Raw genomic sequence first — 16,589 nt, 5'->3', positions numbered from 1 at the left:
TGACTACTTTCCTTTTTGATTAGCTATTCTGCTTAACATATCATCTAACTTTCCACTTGAGCGTACTTCAACTGTTAGCATAAACAGAGCATTTAAAGCCATAAACTTAAGATATGTATTTATATCATCACAATTACTCTCTTTAGCTTTTTTTTCAATTATCTCTTTTTGCTCTGCAGTTACTTCTATACTGACTTCAATTGATGCTAAACCAATAGCCTCAATGGGCTTTATCTCATGCACAGGTGACTTTAAGCCTACAACTTTAATATATGAAGAGATAGTATCAAAGCCGTTTTCATCTGCCCTTAACGCAATGGACTCTTTTTCTAATAATGTTAAATTTAAATTTATTTCCATAGTCTCTCTTTGTCCTTTACTTAAATATACTGTTATTTACAATTTATAGAATTATAACGCTAATAGAGATAGCATAATCCATTACTATAATCTGTACTTCTATCTGAGTTTATAGTTAATAGGCAGACTAATAGTAAGTCTCTCTTGTGGTTTAGGAAACATATAAGAGAGATCTTCAATAGTTTTTATAGCCGCCCTACTAAGGATTTCTTTGTCTGAAGAGAGCACTTTAATATCTTCTACTTTTGCATCTTTTAAGATAGTAAATCGAACAACTACACTCCCCTCAACTCCTCGTTTTCTTGCACTTCTTGGATAGTATAGATTTTCTTTTAAAAGCGAAACTATCTCATCTATATGATTCTCAACATACACTTTATCTGGATCTTCTTTTATTACTATCTTTTTAGGAGGCTCTATAGTATTGTTTGTATCTATTTTCACTGCTTGAGCTTGAGCTTCAGCTACTCTCTCTATTATCGGTTCTTCTTTGGGTATCTCTTTTTCAATTTTTTTCTCTTGTGGTTTCTCAATCTTTGGTACTTGTAACTCTTTCGTTTTCTTTATGAGAACTTTTTTTACTTTTTTGATCTCTTCTTTTTTAGGAGTTTTAGTTTTTACTACTTCGTGTTTAATCACTTTTTGCTTTACTATATTTGGTTCTGGGTGCTTCTGAACTTTTTTTATCACTTTTTCTTTTGTTATTTTTTTAAGTTCTGAGACTTTTTTTTGCTCAGAAAAACAACTAAGACTCATGCAAATCAGTTCTTCTTTTGGCGTAATATCTTTACTTGGAAGACTCATGTATATAAGAAGTGCTGTAGCCCCAAAAGCGAGATGTATGACTACAGAAAGAAAAAAAGAGGAGGAGTGTCTTATCATGAACAGATATTATCTAAATATCTGTTACAAAAGTGTTAAGTAGAGTTTCAATATGCATATAAATTTGGATGAAAATATCTCTTAATTTTATATAGCGCGTTTAAACTCTGGATATGCCTCAACACCACACTCGTTAACATCCATACCCTCAACCTGAGCATCATCTTCAGCACGGAAATTTGATATTTTATTTATAATAAAAAGTACTATAAACGAGCTAGTAAATGTAAACAGTGCGACAACAACAATACCTTTTAATTGTGCCATAAATGATACACTATCTACAAAAATACCAACTGCTAGTGTCCCCCATATACCATTAACAAGGTGAACGGAGAGTGCTCCAACAGGATCATCAAGTTTTAGTTTATCAAATAAAGGAACTGCAAATACAACAAGAGCTCCACCAATTGCCCCAATTAAAATTGGAGTATGCATATCATAAAGGTCAGGTCCTGCAGTTATAGCGACAAGTCCTCCAAGTGCCCCATTTAATATCATCGTAATATCAAAGAGTTTATATCTTGCATACATAATAAAACCAGCAATAATTGCCCCAGCAAGTCCTGCCGTATTTGTATTCATAATAGTTTTAGCAACGGCATCAGCATTTTCAACCGAAGATATAGAACCTACACTTCCACCATTAAAACCGAACCAACCAATCCAAAGTAAAAATGCACCAAGAACTACAAGAGGGATATTTGAAGCTGGAATAACACGTATTTTTCCATTTTGATAACGACCTTTACGAGAGCCAATAATCATAATAGCAGCTAATAGTGCCCATCCGCCAGTAGAGTGTATCACCGTAGAGCCTGCTAAATCATACATATCAATATCTAAAAAAGTTCCAGCTAGCATATCTGCACCCCAGCTAATGTTAACAACAAGTGGATAAATCACTCCACCCATAACAACTGCAAACATTGCTAAAGGGATAATACGAACACGTTCACTCACGCCACCACTCATAATATTAATAGTCTTTCCAACAAATGCCATCTGAAAAAGAAATGCTGCCCATTTACTCATGCTGTCATTTTCCCATGAACCAAATGCAAGTGCATATCCTAAAAGTAAAAAAGCCATAGAGGCAACAGCATAAATCATTATATTTATAGTGAGAACAGAGGTAACATTTTTGGTACGAACTAGGCCAGCTTCAAGCATAGCAAAACCTGGTACCATAAAGATAATAAGCACCATAGCAAATAGTGCGAAGAACGTATCGATAATATATTTAAAATCAGCTTCTAACATGAATTCCCTTTTATTTAGTAAAAAGAGTTTATCAAAAAAAGTATATGTAAAAAATTAAATGAGGGGTTTAAGAGAGAGAACACACACTAAAAAGTGTATGTTTGTAATAGTCTGAAGCTATATAGCTTCAGCGTCTTCTTCACCAGTTCTAATTCTGATGATTTTTTCAATATCACTTATGAAAATTTTTCCATCACCAATTTTTCCAGTACGAGCTGCTTCAACTATAGTATTTGTTGTTTGATCAACCATATCGTCTGAAACAACCATTTCCATTTTGATTTTTGGTAAAAAATCTACAACATATTCAGCACCACGATAAAGTTCAGAGTGACCTTTTTGACGACCATAACCCTTAACTTCACTTACTGTCATACCTGTTACACCAATTTCAGCCAGTGCATCTTTAACATCTTCTAATTTGAATGGTTTGATAACCGCTTCTACTCTTTTCATATTTCAAAACTCCATAATATTTAAAGAGAGATTTTCATCCCTCTAGTAATTCATTTTTAAATTGTAACCACTTTTATAGTTTTAATCAACTATTTTCTCTAAACAAAATCTATACTATGACTATATGTTTAGAGTTTTTTCACCATGAACTGCTTCATCAAGACCAACTTGTTCAGTCTCTTCATCAACTCTTCCACCACCAGTTAATGCTGATGCAATATAGTAAACTACAACTGTTCCAACTAATGTAAAGATACCAACAACTACAACTGATTCAACTTGAACCATGAACTGTCCCATTCTATCACCAGATGCCTTAAGTGGACCATCCCATAATAAATCTTGATCGTTTAAAGCAAATATACCAGTTGCTAATGCACCCCATAGACCTGCTAAAAAGTGAATACCAAAAGCATCTAAAGAATCATCATATCCAAGTTTCTTTTTAAGGATAGCAACACCAAAGAATGCAATTACAGAACCTACAGAACCAATAATCATAGCACCACCAACATCAACAAAACCTGCAGCTGGAGTAATAGCTACTAGACCAGCAACAACACCTGAAGCAGCACCTAATAAAGTTGGTTTTTTGAAAATTATCCATTCAATTACTATCCAAGTAATTGCAGCTACAGCAGTTGCTAAAGTAGTTGTTAAGTAAGCAAGACCAGCGATAGAGTTTGCACCAAATGCAGATCCACCATTAAATCCATACCAACCAAACCATAATAGAGCAGCACCAAGAGCTGTCAACATAACACTCATAGGTTTCATTGCGATTTTAGGGTAACCATTACGTTTTCCAACTAAGAATGCTAGAACTAAACCAGCTAAACCACCATTCATATGTACAACTGTACCACCTGCAAAGTCAAGAGCACCTGCATCAAATAAAAGTGCACCATCTCCACCCCATACCATATGTGTAATAGGAGCATATACTGCGATTGTCCAGATAGCAACAAATACTAACCATGTTGAGAATTTGATTCTCTCAATAACTGAACCAGATGCAATAGCAACTGTAATAGCAGCAAATGTACCTTGAAATACAACGAATACATAAGTAGGATAAGTACCACTTAAGTCATTCCAGTTAATACCGCTTAAGAATGCATTTCCAAAGCCACCAATGTAACTCTGCATTGAACCACCATCACCAAACGCCATTGAATATCCTGCTGCTATCCAAGCAACAAATGCAACAACAAACGCTCCTAATACCATTGCATATGTATTAAGTACATTCTTACTTCTTGTCATTCCAGCATAAAATAGTGCAAGACCCGCTGGCGTCATAAGTAATACTAACGCAGCAGACATCATCATCCAAGCTGTATCTCCAGTATCTAGTGTAGGTGCATCTTCAGCAAATGCAAACGTAGGTAAAGCAAATAAAAGTGCTAGTAACCATTTCTTCATGTGAATCCTTTTTTTATATTTTCAGGGCAAATTATAATACAGAACTTCTACTCCAATTGCTATAAACTGCCTAAAAATTAATCAGTACTAATTTGAGCTTCAATTTCTCACATATTTAAATTATTACACTATAAATTTTAGATTTAAACTTTTTCTTAATGTATATTTAGCTATTATAGATAAATTTTATTTTTAGATACTAGGGTGTTTTAATGAGCGATTTGCTAAACAACGACGACATACAAACTATAAATATTGAAGAGACTCTTCAAAACAGCTACCTTGATTACTCCATGAGTGTAATCGTTGGTCGTGCACTACCAGATGTAAGAGATGGACTCAAACCTGTTCATAGACGTATACTATATGCGATGGATAAACTTAGCCTCTCTTTTGGTGCAAAATATAAAAAATCAGCTCGTATAGTTGGTGATGTAATTGGTCAGTACCACCCACATGGTGATACAGCTGTTTATGATGCACTCGTACGTATGGCTCAAGACTTCTCAATGAGAATGGAACTTGTTGATGGTCAAGGAAACTTTGGTTCAGTCGATGGAGATTCAGCAGCTGCGATGAGATATACTGAAGCACGTATGACTAAATATGCAGGTGAACTTCTAAAAGATTTAGATAAAAACACTGTAAATATGATTGAAAATTATGATGGTACTACTAAAGAGCCAGATGTAATGCCTACTCGTGTTCCAAACCTTCTTATAAATGGATCTTCAGGTATTGCAGTTGGTATGGCAACAAATATACCTCCACACAACCCTACTGAAATTATGAATGGCCTCAAAGCGCTGCTTGCTAATCCAGATATTACTCTAGCTGAGATTATGGAACATATTCCTGCACCAGACTTTCCAACAGGTGGTATCATCTTTGGTAAAAAAGGTATTATGGATGCTTATGAGACTGGTCGTGGACGTATAAAAGTTCGTGCAAAAACTCATATTGAGAAAAAAGGTAGCAGAGATGTTATTGTCATAGATGAACTTCCTTACCAAGTCAATAAGGCACGTCTTATAGAAAATGTGGCGAACCTTGTTAAAGACAAAATGATTGATGGAATTTCAGAAATTCGTGATGAATCAGACCGTGATGGTATGCGTGTAGTTATCGAGCTTAAACGCGATGCAATCAGTGAAATTATTTTAAACAATCTCTTTAAACAGACAAGCATGCAAAATACTTTTGGTATTATCATGCTATCTATATTAAATCAAGAACCAAGAATTTTTGGTATTATTGACATCTTAAAGCATTTTATCAATCACCGTAAAACTATTATTATTCGTCGTACAATTTTTGACCTTGAAAAAGCAAAAGCTCGTGCTCACATCTTAGAGGGTCTCAAAAAAGCCATTGACATCATTGATGACGTTATTAGAGTTATCCGCGCGTCTACTAATGAAGAAGACGCTAAGAACAACCTTGTTAGTGAATTTGACTTTAGTGAAATCCAAGCAGCAAGCATCGTTGCAATGAGACTTGGTCGTTTAACTGGTCTTGAGATAGAAAAGATAGAGAATGAATTAGCTGAGCTAATGAAACAGATAGAGTACTTAGAGTCAATCTTAAAAAGTGAAGCCGTTCTAAAAGGAATCATCCAAGATGAGTTCGATGAAGTTTCTGCAATATACACTGATAAGAGACGTACAGATATCGAAGATGATTATGATGACATAGACATTGAAGATTTAATTCCTAATGAGCCAATGGTAGTTACTATTACTCATAGAGGCTATATCAAACGCGTTCCTCTTGCATCATACGAAAAACAAAAACGTGGTGGTAAAGGCAAAACTGCCGTTACTACTTACGAAGATGATTTTGTAGAGAGCTTCTTCACATGTAACACTCACGATACGCTTCTTTTTGTTACAGACCGTGGACAACTACACTGGCTGAAAGTTTATAAAATTCCAGAGGGAAGTAGAACTGCAAAAGGTAAGGCGGTTGTTAATCTTGTTAACCTTATGCCGGACGAACAGATACAGTCTATCATCCCAACTACAGACTTTAGTGAAGAAAAAGGTCTTGTATTCTTTACTAAAAATGGCGTTGTAAAACGTACAAACTTAAGTGAATTTTCAAATATTAGAAGTAACGGCGTTAGAGCTATCGTTCTTGATGAAGATGATGAGCTAATCACAGCTAAAATCGCAGATCAAAGCGTTAGATATTTATTTATCGTAACTAAACTTGCTCAGTGTATTAAATTTGAGATAGAAAAAACTCGTGAGCAAGGACGAAGCACACGTGGTGTTAGAGGTATTAAGTTCAAACATGAGGGTGATGTAGTAGTTGATGCAAACATCATAGCAAATGATGAGCAAGAGATTCTGATCGTTGCTGAAAAAGGTATAGGAAAACGTACGGATGCAGGTGAATACAGACTTACCAACCGTGGTGGTTCTGGCGTTATAGCTATGAAAATGACGGCTAAAACTGGTAAGCATATCGTTGGATGTCTCATGGTTGATGAGAAGATGGATATGATGGCTCTTACAAATGCAGGTAAAATGATACGTGTTGATATGCAAACTATATCAAAATCAAGTAGAAATACATCTGGCGTTTACATAGTAAAAGGCGATGAAGTAGCAAGTATCTCACGTTGTCCAAAAGTAGACAAAACAGAAGATGATGATTATGATGAGAATGCACCAACCCTAATCTTGGAATAATACTTGCTTAGTAGTTTGTAATAAATCTTGGAGTATATCATACTCCAATAAGGATATGCAATGAAATACTCATTAGTATTACTAGCTCTTTTAAGCACACTCTCTTTTTCTGAGGCTATCAACTCTTCAGACACAACAGTTCAATCAATGCCAATTATGGAACCCGTAGTTTGCCCAGAAAATATATCTGACAATACTATGGACCTACACCAAGAAGAGCTTTTAGAAAAAGACAAAGACCTTCTTATTAGTGTAATAGGTCAAGGCGTCGCACCTATGCATACTTACTCACCTGCTCAAGCTTATGCACTTGCAAAGCGTGCGGCTATTGCTGATTCGTACAGACTCATCGCTGAAAAAGTAAAAGGTGTTAGAGTAGATGGTCAAGACCTAATCAAAAATATGATGGTTAAACGCTCAACTGTTAGAACTCATGTTCAAGCAATGGTTAAAAATGCCAACATAGTTGAGACAACTTTTAAAGAGGGTTTATGCGAAGTAGAGATGGAAATCGTACTTTCACACTCGCAATTCAACTAACACTTACCCTACTATTTTTCTCACTCGCGTTAAATGCTAGTGAGTATCTTATCTCCTATAGATATGTGGTAAAAAATGCAATTATGTATAATGAATCACTTGAAATTTCCCCAGCAATGAAGAAATGCTCAGGAGAGCCATATAATCCAATCTTTTTAGAAACAAATGATAAAAAAAATCTAAAAGATATACTTTCAGCTAATAATGAAGAGTTTGTCGAGTATATTCATAGTCTAGGTTTAAATGTTAGCTATAGAGATCTAACAACAAACTATCAAAATATTTCAACTACAATTTTGACACTCAAAACAACTTGCTTCAAAGTCGATTTTAATGATAATTTTGTTAAAATTTCACCTTTAAAATAGGGTTAACTTAGGATAATAAGTGAAAATAGCAATCGTTGAAGATGACATTAATATGAGAAAATCTCTTGAAATCGCTATGAGCGACTATAAAGAGTTTGAAATTAAAACCTTCAAAAATGCTAAAGACGCCCTAAAATCCATTGATGACAGCTTTGATTTAATCATTACAGATATTAATATGCCAGGAATGGATGGTATAGAGTTTGTTAAAGAGTTAAATGGTCGTTTTGAAGTTATAATTATGACAGGAAATGCAACATTAGGGAGTGCCATTGATTCGATTCACCTTGGCGTTAAGGACTTTCTTCTAAAACCTTTTGATGTAGATGCGCTAGTTGGAGCAATCAAACGCGAAGATAAAGTTCAAAAGGTAAAAAAAACCGTAAAGAAGTCTAAAAAAACTAATGGTGGTTTTATTGGTACGTCTAAAGCTCTCAGTAAAGTCTTAAATATAGCAGATAAAGCTTCCAAAACTGATGCGAGTATTTTGCTACTTGGTGAGAGTGGCGTTGGTAAAGAGGTTTTTGCTTCTTACATACATAAGAATTCACCAAGAGTTAAAAAACCATTTGTAGCCATAAATATGGCGGCAATACCTGAAAACTTAATAGAGAGTGAACTCTTTGGATTTGAAAAAGGGGCTTTCACTGATGCGAGTGAAGCAAAAGCGGGACAGTTTGAGCTAGCAAATGGCGGAACACTCTTTTTAGATGAGATAGGTGAAATGCCTTATGGCGTTCAAGCAAAACTTCTTCGTGCTTTACAAGAAAAAGAAGTCCGTCGTCTTGGATCGTCAAAGTTAATCAAGATAGATATACGTGTTGTATCCGCAACAAATGCCAACTTAAATGAAAAGATAAAAAATGGTGAATTTAGAGAAGATTTATACTATAGATTAAATACTATTCCTCTTCATATACCGCCATTAAAAGATAGAAAAGATGAGATACTTCAAATCGCTGAGGAAATCTGTAAGCAAAACTGCGAGAAATATGGATTTGATTTAAAAGAATTTTCACCTGAGGCTAAAAATGAACTTTTAGATTATAACTGGCCTGGAAACATTAGAGAACTTATCTCAGTAGTTGAGCGATCCGTAATACTTAGTGAAACGCAAGAGATACAAAAAGAAGAACTTTTTTTAGAAGTGCGCAAGTAAAGATAACTAAATATAAAAATAGGAAAAAAAATGAAAAAATATAATGTAGCGGTAGTTGGAGCAAATGGGGCTGTCGGTGAAGAGATATTAACAATTTTAGCAGAAATCGACTTTCCACTGAACAAACTTGTGCCACTCGCAAGCGCTAGAAGCGTGGGCAAAACAGTTGAGTTTAATGGTCAATCTTTAAACATTATAGAACTTACAAATGATGTTTTTGAAAAAGAGGAGATAGATATAGCTCTTTTTAGCGCTGGCGGTAGCGTTAGTGCCGAGTTTGCACCCGATGCGGTTAAAGCTGGAGCAGTAGTAATTGACAACACATCACACTTTAGAATGGATGAAAATGTGCCATTGGTTGTTCCTGAAGTGAATCCAGAAGATATTGCAAAATGGAGACTCAGTGGTATTATTGCAAATCCAAACTGTTCAACTATTCAGATGGTTCAAACACTTAAACCTCTTGATGATGCTTATGACCTACTACGAGTTGACGTTAGTACGTATCAAGCGACAAGTGGAGCTGGAAAGACTGCAATGGAAGAGCTAGTAACTCAAATGCAAGCATTTTTCGCATTTAATTTAGATGAAGCTGAGCACAAAGCGTTTAACCAGCAAATCGCTCTAAATGTTATTCCTCAGATAGATGTCTTTACTGAAAATGGCTACACTAAAGAAGAGATGAAAATGGTAAATGAAACTACTAAAATCATGCATAAAGACATAGCTCTAAGTGCTACTTGTGTTCGCGTTCCTACTCTTCGTGGTCACGCAGAAGCATTAACACTTACTTTTGATAGTGAAGTGAATGCAACTGAAGCGAGAGAAATACTCTCTCGTGCGCCAAACATAGTAATTCTAGATAAACCAGATGAGGCGCTCTACCCTATGCCTGCAACATGTATAGATAAAAATGAGACTTTTGTAGGTCGCATTAGAAATGATGTATATTCTAAAAATATACTTCATATGTTCGTTGTAGCGGACAACCTTAGAGTTGGAGCCGCGACAAACGCTGTTAGAATCGCTCAAAAATGGGTAGAGATGGAAGGAGAAGAGTAGCAATGGAAAAATTATTTGAAAGTTCACTTTGGTCAACTAGATTTATAGTTTTACTTGCGGTGATTTTTGGTCTTATTGGTGGCATCATTCTTTTTATAGTTGCATCGGTAGATATTTATGACACTGCTAAATTTGTATACACTACATATAGTAATCACGCCCACCCCAAAACATTTCATGAAGACGTGGTCGGTGGAATTATTGGTGCTGTTGATTTTTATCTCATCGGTGTAGTTATGCTTATCTTCTCTTTTGGACTTTATGAACTTTTTATATCTGAAATTGACGCAGCAAAATGTGAAGAGGGCGAGACAAATAAGATCCTTGCAATTCATTCACTTGACCAACTAAAAGATAAAATATCCAAAGTAATCGTTATGGTACTTGTAGTTGGATTTTTTCAAAAAGTAGGTCATACGGCATACTCAGGAGCGTTAGATATGCTATATTTTGCACTTTCTATAATGGCTGTGGCTGTCGGTTTATACTTTCTTGGTAAAGTTGGGAAACATTAATTAAAAGAGTGAATCACTTCTGCGTTTAAACGCAGTGTTGTAAAAAATTATACACTTAGTAAAAGGATACTAATGGGAAAAATATTTGTAGATGCATGTCTAGGTAAAGAGACTCCATACACTCCAGTTTGGATGATGAGACAAGCTGGACGTTACCTTCCAGAATATATGGCAGTGCGTGCTGAGGCTGGAAACTTTTTAAACCTTTGTCATGACCCTAAAAAAGCTGCGGAAGTAACTCTTCAACCATTAGACATCGTTGGCGTTGACGCAGCGATTTTATTTAGCGACATCCTTGTTATTCCTGATGAAATGGGAATGGATTTATCATTTGTTAAAGGTGAAGGTCCTAAGTTTTCTGACCCTCTTCAAACACAAGCTGATTTAGACAGACTTATAGGTGGAGACGAAGCAGCAAGCAAACTTACTTATGTATATGATACAATTAAACTTCTACGTACTCAGCTAGATGAACGCGGTGATGATAAAGCGCTTATCGGATTTACTGGCGCGCCATGGACCCTTGCTACGTACATGATAGAAGGACAAGGAACTAAAACTTATAACGTCTGTAAAAAGATGATGTACTCAAATCCAGAACTTCTGCATAACATACTTAAAAAAGTGACTGAAGTTGTAAAGCTCTATATGGAAAAACAGATTCAATCTGGTATAGACGTAGTCCAAATTTTTGACTCATGGGCAGCAGCTATTGAGCCAGGTATGTATGATGAATTCTCTTGGAGTTATATGGTTGAGATTGCAGAGTATTTAAAAGAGAAGTACCCTCATATTCCTATTATCATGTTTCCTAAAGGTGTTCCTGCGTTTTATGACAAAGTCTATGGAAACTTTGACGTATTTGGCGTTGACTGGGGAGCTCCTATGTCTCTTGCAAAAGAGAAATTAGGTGACAAGTACGTTCTTCAAGGAAATATGGAGCCATGTCGTCTTTACTCAAAGGAAGCTACTACTAAATGTGTTGAAAAGATTCAAGAGACTATGGGCGGTAAACGCCATATATTTAACCTTGGCCATGGAATCTTACCTGACGTTACAGTTGAAAATGCTATTCACTTTGTGAATGAATGTCATCGTGTCAGCGGAAAATAATATAATCTTCGGTCCTATAAACTCACGCCGTTTTGGCATGAGTTTAGGGGTTGACCTCTCCCCTTCTATAAAACAGTGTAATTTTGATTGTCTCTACTGTGAACTCGCACCTAGTGCTACAGTAGATAAACAAGTAAAAACTATCTCAGTAGATGAAATCATTAAAGAGCTTTCTCATCACCTTAACGATAAAGTTGACGTTATAACGCTCACTGCCAACGGTGAACCAACACTCTACCCCCATCTCAATGAACTTATAGATGAGATAGATAAGATTAAAAACACTACAGAGACACTTATTCTAACAAATAGCGCAAATCTGGTATATGATGATACTTATAACTCTTTACTCAAACTAGATCAAGTCAAACTCTCCTTAGATGCGATAAGCGAAGATATATTTAAAAAGATAGATAGACCTCATAAAGATATTGACATCTCCCAGATTGCGCAAAAGGTTATCGCGTTTAGTAAAGAGTATAAAGGGAAACTTTTTATAGAAGTACTATTTGTCCATGAGTTAAACGATACACCTGAAGAAGTTAAAAAACTCAATGATGTTTTACTTCAAGTACACTGTAAACGCATTGATATAGGAACAATAGATAGACCACCGGCATATCCCGTAATGGGAACGAGTTATAAAGAACTCCATGATATCGCAATGGCATTTGATAGCTCTCTACCCATTCATATAGCGTCGAGAGTTCATGCCGAACCTAATAATGCATACTACTCCGATGAAGAGATATTAAACACTTTAGATAAACGCCCCTTAACTATGGATGACATCAACCTGCTCTTTGATGAAGATAGTAAAAGTCGTTTAGACAAGCTTTTAAAAACAGAAAAAATTGTAATAAAAAATGTTTCAAACTTAGAGTTTTTAGTCCCTAAAAGTAATCTAACAAGAAAAAGAAGAAAGTAGCCCAATTACTTGACTTTTTATAACTCATAAAGTATAATTTCGCCCTATCAACATTCCGGATTAGCTCAGCGGTAGAGTAGGTGACTGTTAATCACTTGGTCACTGGTTCGAATCCAGTATCCGGAGCCACTTTTTTAAACACCCCACATACACCCATAAATACGACTCTTAAGCAAGATTTAGACACAGAATACATAAACTATGATACTATTCAAAAAAAATATGATACTACAGCACTCCGATTATACAAAGTTGGCAAAACTTTCTACTATAGACGAAGAATTAAGCAGAAATTGTTTAGAATATCCCTAAAAACTAAAAATATCAAGGTCGCCCTTAAACGAAGAAAGATTTTAGACCTGATTGACGGAGAAGAAATGTTTCAAATAGACACAGGTGACTTTAAACTCATGTTCGAGTATGACACAGAAGAAGAACTCAGAGTAGCCCTTGAAAGTGTTAAAGAAATGCAGATACAAGCAACCATTAACCGTTATAAGGAAGTCAAGCAACATATTGAGAGTTCAGAAACTAATACAAGTGATTTAACCTTTGAACTTTTACGAGATAAATTCATTGCAAGAAAAAAAGCTGATAATCGTGTAAGTGCCGATAGTATTGGAGCATATAATACTACTTTTAAAATGCTTATATCATTTTTTAAAGACTCTCTTATTGACTCTTTAACGGTAGAGGATTTTGAAGCATTTAAAGATTTCAAAGTCAAGCAAAAAACAAGTTCAAATAGAACAATAAACAAGCACCTCACATACACAAGAAACTTCTTACAGTTTGCACTTGATAGACAATTAATTTCTCATAATAATGCAAAACCCGTCACTCCATTAGACGAAGTGAAAGATAAACAAAATAGAAAACAAGAGGTAGAAAACTATTCTCAATCTGATATTAATAAGATTATGAATTATAAATATAAAGAACCAATTATTAAAAAAGTCTTCCAAATTGCTCTATATACAGCTATGAGACAAAATGAGATAAATGCTCTTACTCAAGACAGTATAAAAAAAGACGAAGAGACTGGGATTTATTATTTTGACATTACAAAAAGTAAGAGTGTCGCGGGTATAAGAAAAGTTCCTATTCATAAAGATATTTTAGAAATGGTCTTAAATACCTCGTTCCCTTTAATCCCAAATATGACTAAAAATGCTTTTGGTAAAAAAGTAAGGTATCAACTCTATAAAGCAGTCAATCAGGGTCAAGGGAAAAACTTCCACACATTTAGAGGTACATTTATTAAACGAGCTATTAAAGCCAATATCGACAAGCCTAACTCTATTTTTATGCTTCAAGAGATAGTTGGTCATGCCAAAGGCGAAACTAAATTAACTCTTGATACTTACGGCAAAGGTTTTGAAATGGACACCCTCCAAAATATTCTGGATAGTGTAGGATTTTAATCTACACTATGCTACTTTAATATTATTATAATCAGCTAAGAGCATTTGTCTCTTTTTTGACTTACCTTTTACTATTAAACTTGGACTAACTTGATAAACACCATGCATAACCATTCTCACATAGTCAAGCTCTTTCATAAGCTTTAAAGCTGATTTAACGGTATTTTCACTTACCTTTATTTTTTTTGCTATATCGCTAATGCTACCTATAAAAATATTATCAGCATTTTTTTTCTCAAGCAGTAAACAGAACACCTCGACTTTACTGCCTCCAAGTGCCTTTAATAATGTGATTAAATCTTTTATCCATATTTTTTGAAAGTTGAAATCTGTTTGTTCTTCTGTATTTATAACTGTAAACTCTTTAACTTCTCCAGTTCTACTATCAGTATATTGCTCTGTACCTATTGTTTTTGTAATTGATTTTGTTTTGCTCATTCATGAGTCTCCTTTAATTGATTTTAGTAGTTTTTAATTGAACTGAAAAAATTATATACCATTTCATAAAATTAATCTTGCTCAAATCATACAAATTTAGAAATTTATACATGGGGCAAATTTTTGCCCCATCACAAACACTTATTTTGTACCAGTAATATATAGAGCTAATACCGTAAGAATAGGAAAAAAAAGAGGATATTAAAAAAACATTACTCTTATCTATTTACTGAGAACATTTTAAGCCGTCTCTATCACATGAAATTTATTTCATTCATGGGATAGTGACGGCTGAGGCTTTAATACTATATAAGGAGGTATATAGCGACTTTGAACTGTTTCATAAGTTATTCAAGATTAAGTCATGAAAAAGAATTTAGAAATTCTTTTGAAGATTGACTATATTTCTAAATTCACATATATAACAGTGTATAAAATTTAATTAAAGGGTCTAACATGAAGTCAATAATGAGACTTAGTTTTGCTAAACTGGTGTGGTACACCACAGTTGAGGGAATACTTTCCGCAGTAATTTCACAGGTTGTACTAAAGTATATTTCATAATAAACACTTACTGAACTGTTTTTGTCTATTTCACTAACTGGGGCTTAGCCCCTGTAATTTTTTTGTATGTTTTTCATAAAATAAACTACATATCTGAACTACAATCCGAATAGATATTTATAAACTACCTTTTAGGCAACATATTTAATAAACAATAAGAGGTATGAAATGAAATTAACAATCAATTACAAACAACGAGCAAGTAAGGTCTTAGACTTTTCAGTCGAAGAAATCGAAGAATATGCAAAGAGAGTGAAAGGACATTTAAACAAATGTATGTTCGAAGACGATACTTTAACAGTTAATCAAATTATTCAATCAATATTTATTATCAAAGATATTCAAGAAAAACAAATAACAAGAGAAGCAAAAGAGCTTCAAGTGCAAAATCCTATTATAAGAAAGTTTCAGCATGACATAAAGCTAATGAACCATAACGGGTTAGGAGCAAATAGAATTTCTAAAGAGCTTAGAATAAAACATAATGTAAGTGTATCCGCTTCAACAATATATAGATATTTAAGAGGGTCAGAAAATGCCGTCACTTAAGGGTTCCAGTTTTGAAAAACAGCAACGAGACATGAATTTTAAATTATTTGCCTTGGGCACAAAAAAAGCTAATGATAATTTAACACATTCGGAAGCACTCTTAACCAAGAGGAATATGTATTTTAAGGATTTTTCAGACTACTTGGAATCAACTGGACAAGACGGCAAATTTAATCTCCTTTTAAATGAAGAGAACCTTAACGGCTTTTTAGAGCAACGATTAGACGGATTAGCACTTTCTACCGTAGAAAACTATTTAAGTGGTTTTAACAGTCTATTAAGTGCATTTAAAGAGGTTAATATTACTGTTGGAGTATCTGAAAATTATTTTAAAGAGAAGTTCAATGATATAAAAGTTTCAACACCTATCAATCAAGATACAGAAAATCGGGGACTACAATCTGAAAGTATCTTAGAAGATTTAAAAGAAATAAGGTACGAAAGCTTTGTACTGGGAAGAATTATGCTGAATAATGGGTATCGAATTTCTGAAACTATGGCTATAGCGAAAGAGCCTCATAAATATATTAAGCCATTAGGTAATGGAGATTATAAGATAACTGGTGTCGTTGGTAAGGGTGGTAAAATTTATCATGATAAGATTATCAATCATAAAGATAGAGAGCTTATTTTGAATATGAAGAGTATACCCTCGAAGCAATCTTTCAATAGAGACCTAAAACAACTGGATCCGAATTTAAGAGCTCATGACTATCGTTATCAGTTTGCTAAAAATTTATTTCATGAAAAAGTTAGTGAGCTTGGATATAAAGGAGCCTTGCTTGAAGTAAGTAAGGCCTTAAATCATAATAGAGAATCTGTCAGTTTGTGGTATTTGAGAGGTTAA

Annotated in this window: 17 protein-coding genes and 1 tRNA gene; 12 read left to right on the top strand and 6 right to left on the bottom strand. The window is 34.5% G+C overall.

Annotated features, from left to right (window positions below):
• Positions 1-3: 3 nt before the first annotated feature.
• The 5 genes from GJV85_RS03790 to GJV85_RS03770 form a co-directional block, all read right to left on the bottom strand.
• Entirely contained in the window at positions 4-360 is a 357-nt protein-coding gene (locus GJV85_RS03790; RefSeq protein WP_207562546.1) for a hypothetical protein, read from the bottom strand.
• A gap of 99 nt (positions 361-459) precedes the next feature.
• Positions 460-1,242, bottom strand: coding sequence for an energy transducer TonB (locus tag GJV85_RS03785; RefSeq protein ID WP_207562545.1), 783 nt, complete (start codon positions 1,240-1,242; stop codon positions 460-462).
• Positions 1,243-1,329: 87 nt separating this feature from the next.
• Positions 1,330-2,505, bottom strand: coding sequence for an ammonium transporter (locus GJV85_RS03780; RefSeq protein ID WP_207562544.1), 1,176 nt, complete (start codon positions 2,503-2,505; stop codon positions 1,330-1,332).
• Between the two features lie 117 nt (positions 2,506-2,622).
• Positions 2,623-2,961, bottom strand: a complete 339-nt coding sequence (locus GJV85_RS03775; protein ID WP_207562543.1) for a P-II family nitrogen regulator — start codon at positions 2,959-2,961, stop codon at positions 2,623-2,625.
• 120 nt (positions 2,962-3,081) lie between these two features.
• The gene (locus tag GJV85_RS03770) at positions 3,082-4,386 is read right to left on the bottom strand and encodes an ammonium transporter (protein WP_207562542.1); all 1,305 of its coding nucleotides are present in this window, start codon (positions 4,384-4,386) and stop codon (positions 3,082-3,084) included.
• A 212-nt stretch (positions 4,387-4,598) separates the two neighbouring features.
• On the opposite strand from GJV85_RS03770, the gene gyrA reads away from it, so the two are divergent.
• The 10 genes from gyrA (at position 4,599) to GJV85_RS03720 (ending at position 14,191) form a co-directional block, all read left to right on the top strand.
• Complete coding sequence (gene gyrA, locus GJV85_RS03765; RefSeq protein ID WP_207562541.1) at positions 4,599-7,082, top strand: DNA gyrase subunit A; 2,484 nt, start codon at positions 4,599-4,601, stop codon at positions 7,080-7,082.
• Positions 7,083-7,142: 60 nt separating this feature from the next.
• Positions 7,143-7,622, top strand: coding sequence for an LPP20 family lipoprotein (locus GJV85_RS03760; RefSeq protein ID WP_207562540.1), 480 nt, complete (start codon positions 7,143-7,145; stop codon positions 7,620-7,622).
• Positions 7,574-7,990, top strand: coding sequence for a hypothetical protein (locus GJV85_RS03755; RefSeq protein ID WP_207562539.1), 417 nt, complete (start codon positions 7,574-7,576; stop codon positions 7,988-7,990). The genes GJV85_RS03760 and GJV85_RS03755 overlap by 49 nt, the downstream gene beginning before the upstream one ends.
• A 19-nt stretch (positions 7,991-8,009) precedes the next feature.
• Positions 8,010-9,149 (top strand): sigma-54-dependent transcriptional regulator, encoded by a 1,140-nt coding sequence (locus GJV85_RS03750; protein ID WP_207562538.1) that lies wholly within the window; start codon positions 8,010-8,012, stop codon positions 9,147-9,149.
• 30 nt (positions 9,150-9,179) lie between these two features.
• Positions 9,180-10,211 (top strand): aspartate-semialdehyde dehydrogenase, encoded by a 1,032-nt coding sequence (locus GJV85_RS03745; protein WP_207562537.1) that lies wholly within the window; start codon positions 9,180-9,182, stop codon positions 10,209-10,211.
• Positions 10,212-10,213: 2 nt separating this feature from the next.
• On the top strand, positions 10,214-10,726 hold the full coding sequence (locus tag GJV85_RS03740) for a YqhA family protein (RefSeq protein ID WP_207562536.1): 513 nt from the start codon (positions 10,214-10,216) through the stop codon (positions 10,724-10,726).
• 72 nt (positions 10,727-10,798) lie between these two features.
• Entirely contained in the window at positions 10,799-11,839 is a 1,041-nt protein-coding gene (hemE, locus tag GJV85_RS03735) for a uroporphyrinogen decarboxylase (protein WP_207562535.1), read from the top strand.
• Positions 11,823-12,767: a radical SAM protein gene (locus GJV85_RS03730; protein WP_242689828.1), complete on the top strand. Its 945-nt coding sequence runs from the start codon at positions 11,823-11,825 to the stop codon at positions 12,765-12,767. Before hemE ends, GJV85_RS03730 begins: the two co-directional genes overlap by 17 nt.
• 54 nt (positions 12,768-12,821) lie before the next feature.
• A tRNA-Asn gene (locus tag GJV85_RS03725) sits at positions 12,822-12,896 on the top strand.
• Between the two features lie 248 nt (positions 12,897-13,144).
• On the top strand, positions 13,145-14,191 hold the full coding sequence (locus tag GJV85_RS03720; RefSeq protein WP_207562533.1) for a tyrosine-type recombinase/integrase: 1,047 nt from the start codon (positions 13,145-13,147) through the stop codon (positions 14,189-14,191).
• Positions 14,192-14,197: 6 nt separating this feature from the next.
• Here the strand turns inward: GJV85_RS03720 and GJV85_RS03715 are convergent, their stop codons facing one another.
• Positions 14,198-14,629 carry a replication/maintenance protein RepL gene (locus tag GJV85_RS03715; RefSeq protein WP_207562532.1) on the bottom strand — a complete coding sequence of 144 codons (432 nt, stop codon included), beginning with the start codon at positions 14,627-14,629 and terminating at the stop codon, positions 14,198-14,200.
• Positions 14,630-15,361: 732 nt separating this feature from the next.
• Between GJV85_RS03715 and GJV85_RS03710 the strand changes: the two genes are divergently transcribed.
• A complete protein-coding gene (locus GJV85_RS03710; protein ID WP_207562531.1) occupies positions 15,362-15,742 on the top strand; it encodes a hypothetical protein in 381 nt (126 codons plus the stop codon).
• Positions 15,729-16,589 carry a hypothetical protein gene (locus GJV85_RS03705; protein WP_207562530.1) on the top strand — a complete coding sequence of 287 codons (861 nt, stop codon included), beginning with the start codon at positions 15,729-15,731 and terminating at the stop codon, positions 16,587-16,589. The genes GJV85_RS03710 and GJV85_RS03705 overlap by 14 nt, the downstream gene beginning before the upstream one ends.

Source organism: Sulfurimonas aquatica, assembly GCF_017357825.1.
GTDB lineage: Bacteria > Campylobacterota > Campylobacteria > Campylobacterales > Sulfurimonadaceae > Sulfurimonas > Sulfurimonas aquatica.
Note: the sequence above shows the minus strand (reverse complement) of the source record. Positions and strands in the feature narration are given on the sequence as shown.

Bases quoted from the DNA above. Each gene is read 5' to 3' on its own strand.
- GJV85_RS03720 (WP_207562533.1), top strand. From the start codon at position 13,145: ATGTTTCAAATAGACACAGGTGACTTTAAACTCATGTTCGAGTATGAC.
- GJV85_RS03710 (WP_207562531.1), top strand. From the start codon at position 15,362: ATGAAATTAACAATCAATTACAAACAACGAGCAAGTAAGGTCTTAGAC.
- GJV85_RS03705 (WP_207562530.1), top strand. From the start codon at position 15,729: ATGCCGTCACTTAAGGGTTCCAGTTTTGAAAAACAGCAACGAGACATG.
- GJV85_RS03775 (WP_207562543.1), bottom strand. From the start codon at position 2,961: ATGAAAAGAGTAGAAGCGGTTATCAAACCATTCAAATTAGAAGATGTT.
- GJV85_RS03755 (WP_207562539.1), top strand. From the start codon at position 7,574: ATGCGAAGTAGAGATGGAAATCGTACTTTCACACTCGCAATTCAACTA.
- GJV85_RS03745 (WP_207562537.1), top strand. From the start codon at position 9,180: ATGAAAAAATATAATGTAGCGGTAGTTGGAGCAAATGGGGCTGTCGGT.
- GJV85_RS03780 (WP_207562544.1), bottom strand. From the start codon at position 2,505: ATGTTAGAAGCTGATTTTAAATATATTATCGATACGTTCTTCGCACTA.
- GJV85_RS03740 (WP_207562536.1), top strand. From the start codon at position 10,214: ATGGAAAAATTATTTGAAAGTTCACTTTGGTCAACTAGATTTATAGTT.
- hemE (WP_207562535.1), top strand. From the start codon at position 10,799: ATGGGAAAAATATTTGTAGATGCATGTCTAGGTAAAGAGACTCCATAC.
- GJV85_RS03770 (WP_207562542.1), bottom strand. From the start codon at position 4,386: ATGAAGAAATGGTTACTAGCACTTTTATTTGCTTTACCTACGTTTGCA.
- gyrA (WP_207562541.1), top strand. From the start codon at position 4,599: ATGAGCGATTTGCTAAACAACGACGACATACAAACTATAAATATTGAA.
- GJV85_RS03760 (WP_207562540.1), top strand. From the start codon at position 7,143: ATGAAATACTCATTAGTATTACTAGCTCTTTTAAGCACACTCTCTTTT.
- GJV85_RS03785 (WP_207562545.1), bottom strand. From the start codon at position 1,242: ATGATAAGACACTCCTCCTCTTTTTTTCTTTCTGTAGTCATACATCTC.
- GJV85_RS03715 (WP_207562532.1), bottom strand. From the start codon at position 14,629: ATGAGCAAAACAAAATCAATTACAAAAACAATAGGTACAGAGCAATAT.
- GJV85_RS03790 (WP_207562546.1), bottom strand. From the start codon at position 360: ATGGAAATAAATTTAAATTTAACATTATTAGAAAAAGAGTCCATTGCG.